Raw genomic sequence first — 2,852 nt, 5'->3', positions numbered from 1 at the left:
AGCGGGACCGTTCGCCGCGGAGCTGACGATAGTCGTCCCATGGTGGCGAGCAACCCGGACACGGGATGCGGGTACCCGCCGTGGTTGACGCACCCGGATAGCGTGGTGCAGTGACAGCTGCCCCCTCATCCGCGACCGTCGCGGACACCGCCACAGCCACCGATGCCGCCGCTGGCGCGAATGTCGATGCCGGCGCGAATGCCGGCGCCGTGCGCCCGCCCGTCCGCCGCGACCTCGGCCGGGTCGGGATCTGGAGCGGCCAGTTCGACTTCTCCCCGGCCTCGGTTGTCCAGGCGGCCGTCGCCGAACTCGATGAGCTGGGCTATCCCGCGATCTGGACGGGTGAGGTCAAGGGCAGGGAGGTCCTGGTGACCGCGGCCCTGATGCTCGCGGCGACATCCCGGCTCACGGTCGCCACCGGGATCGCGCAGATTCTCGCCCGACATCCCCAGACGATGATGGCCGGCCACATGACGCTTGCCGAGGCGTTCGGGGACCGTTTCCTGCTCGGCATCGGCGTGTCCCACGCGTCCCTGATGGAGATCCGCGGCGTTCCCTACACCAAGCCGTTGTCGCAGCTACGGGCCTACCTCGACGAGATGGACCGGGCCGCTGCGGAGCAGTACCGGGCGGTGCCACCGACATCGTCGACGCGGGTCCTGGCCGCGCTCGGCCCGAAGATGCTGGAGCTGGCGCGGGTCCGGGCGGACGGCGCGCACACCTACTTCGTGCCGCCGGAGCACACGGCCGGCGCGCGGGAGATCCTGGGGCCGGGCAAGCTGCTCGTCCCGGAGCAGGCGTTCGTCCTCGACACGAACCCCGAGACCGCGCGGGAGCTGGCCCGGCGGCACACCGGTTCGTACCTGCGGCTACCGAACTACACGAACAACCTGCGCCGCTTCGGCTTCACCGACGACGACCTCACCGGTGCCGGCTCAGACCGGCTTGTCGACACGATCGTGCCTTGGGGTGATCCCGACGTCCTGCTTGCCCGGATCACCGAGCATCTCGATGCCGGCGCCGACCACGTATGCGTTCAGGTCCTCGACCCGGACCGCCGTGGTCTGCCCCGCCGGCAGTGGCGTGAACTCGCCCCGGCCCTGCGCAGCCTCGGCTAGGGCCGCTGCGGTGGGACGTGCTGGCGTGCGGATGCCGCTGGTGTGGCTGCTGTCGCCGTGGATGTTGTTGGCGTGGATGCTGGCGGTCTGGACACTGCTGGCGTGCGGCGGGTCCGGTCCACCGTCGGCGGGCGGCGTCCCGGCGGCGACGGTACCGGCCCTCGACGGCACGGGGCTGATCGTGTCCTCCACGGGGCCGGTAGCCGGCGCTCCAGCGGGCACGGCGCCTTCCAGCCCGCCGTCCGGTCCGCCGTCCGGTCCGGTGGGCGCGCCCGGACAGCGTCCGACGGGCAGCCCGATCACGATCGCCTTCGGTGGGGACGTGCACTTCGAGGGTAGGTCCGGGGCCCGCTTGGCCGCTGATCCCGCCACCGCGCTCGGGCCGATCGCGCAGGCGCTGCGTCGCGCCGACCTGGCGATGGTCAACCTGGAGACGGCGGTGACCACGGCTGGTACACCGGTTCACAAGGCCTTTGTCTTCCGCGCGCCACCGTCGGCGTTCGTCGCGCTGCGGGCCGCCGGCGTCGATGTCGCCACCCTGGCGAACAACCACGGCATGGACTACGGCGTGGACGGTCTGCGTGACACCATCGCCGGTGCCCGGTCCGCCGGATTCCCGATCGTCGGGATCGGCCTCGACGACGCGCAGGCCTACGCCCCTGTGCGTACGACCGTGAAGGGCCAGCGGATCGCCGTCATCGGCGCGACCCAGGTGATCGACGACGAGCTGGCTTCGGACTGGACGGCCGGACCCGGCAAGCCGGGCCTGGCCAGCGCGAAGAACATCCCACGGCTGCTGGCGGCCGTCCGGGCCGCCCGTAGCGGAAGCGACACTGTGGTCGTCTACCTGCACTGGGGTGTGGAACGCGCATCCTGCCCGACACCGGCACAGCGGGCGTTGGTGCCACAACTTGTCGAGGCCGGCGCGGATGTGATCGTCGGGTCGCACACGCATGTGCAGCTCGGCGGCGGCTGGGGGCCCGACGGTGTGTATGTCGATTACGGCCTGGGCAACTTGGTCTTCTATGCGTCCGGGGATGGCCCGAACACCATGTCTGGTGTGCTCACACTGACAGTCGCCGGACGAGCGGTCACCGCGGCGGAGTGGATGCCGGCCCGGATCGCCGGCGGCGTACCGGTGCCGCTGGCTGGTGCGCAGGCCTCGGCCGCCCGCAGCGCCTGGGATCAGCTCCGCACATGCGCGGATCTCGCGGCTGAGCCGCCGAGGCACGGCCCGGAGTAGGTCGGTCCGGTCGGTCGGTCCGGTCGGTCCGGTCGGTCGGTCCGGTCGGTCCCGGTCAGTCCGGGCTGGCCGCGCAGGTGGTGCAGGTGCCATAGATCTCCAGGGTGTGGGCCACGTCGGTGAAGCCCGCGGCCGTCGCGACGCGGTCCGTCCACGCCTCGATTTCGGGTCCTTCGACCTCGACGGTCCGTCCGCAGTGGCGGCACACCAGATGATGGTGATGGCTGTCGGTGGCACAGCGGCGGTAGAGGGTCTCACCGTCGTCGCGCCGCAGCACGTCGACCTCGCCACGGTCGGCGAGGACCTGCAGATGCCGGTAGACGGTGGTCAGGCCGACGGGCTGGCCGGAGTCGCGCAGGTGCGCGTGCAGGTCCTGGGCGCTGGTGAAGGCGTCGATCTCGGCGAGCGCGGCGGAGACGGCATCGCCCTGACGGGTGGCCCGGACGGTTGTTCCCCGGCCGAGCGCGGACCGTCTGTTACCGGCCGGGCCG

The 2,852-nt window shown here is 71.8% G+C and carries 3 protein-coding genes; 2 read left to right on the top strand and 1 reads right to left on the bottom strand.

All coding sequences use genetic code 11. The features are described from left to right. Positions 1 to 209 precede the first annotated feature (209 nt). Entirely contained in the window at positions 210 to 1,118 is a 909-nt protein-coding gene (locus tag U9980_RS03030; RefSeq protein ID WP_322752864.1) for an LLM class F420-dependent oxidoreductase, read from the top strand. Between the two features lie 31 nt (positions 1,119 to 1,149). Then, positions 1,150 to 2,361 (top strand): CapA family protein, encoded by a 1,212-nt coding sequence (locus U9980_RS03025; protein WP_416210128.1) that lies wholly within the window; start codon positions 1,150 to 1,152, stop codon positions 2,359 to 2,361. A gap of 55 nt (positions 2,362 to 2,416) precedes the next feature. Here the strand turns inward: U9980_RS03025 and U9980_RS03020 are convergent. Continuing rightward, positions 2,417 to 2,852, bottom strand: a 436-nt coding sequence (locus U9980_RS03020) for a Fur family transcriptional regulator (protein ID WP_322766582.1), incomplete at its 5' end; no start/stop codon positions are given.

It is taken from the genome of Protofrankia sp. Cr1 (assembly GCF_963555865.1).
In the GTDB taxonomy this organism is placed as follows: Bacteria; Actinomycetota; Actinomycetes; order Frankiales; family Frankiaceae; genus Protofrankia.
This window is presented reverse-complemented; position numbering and strand designations above follow the sequence as displayed.

Excerpts from the sequence above, each read along its gene's own strand:
- U9980_RS03025 (WP_416210128.1), top strand. The coding sequence starts at position 1,150 with ATGCCGCTGGTGTGGCTGCTGTCGCCGTGGATGTTGTTGGCGTGGATG.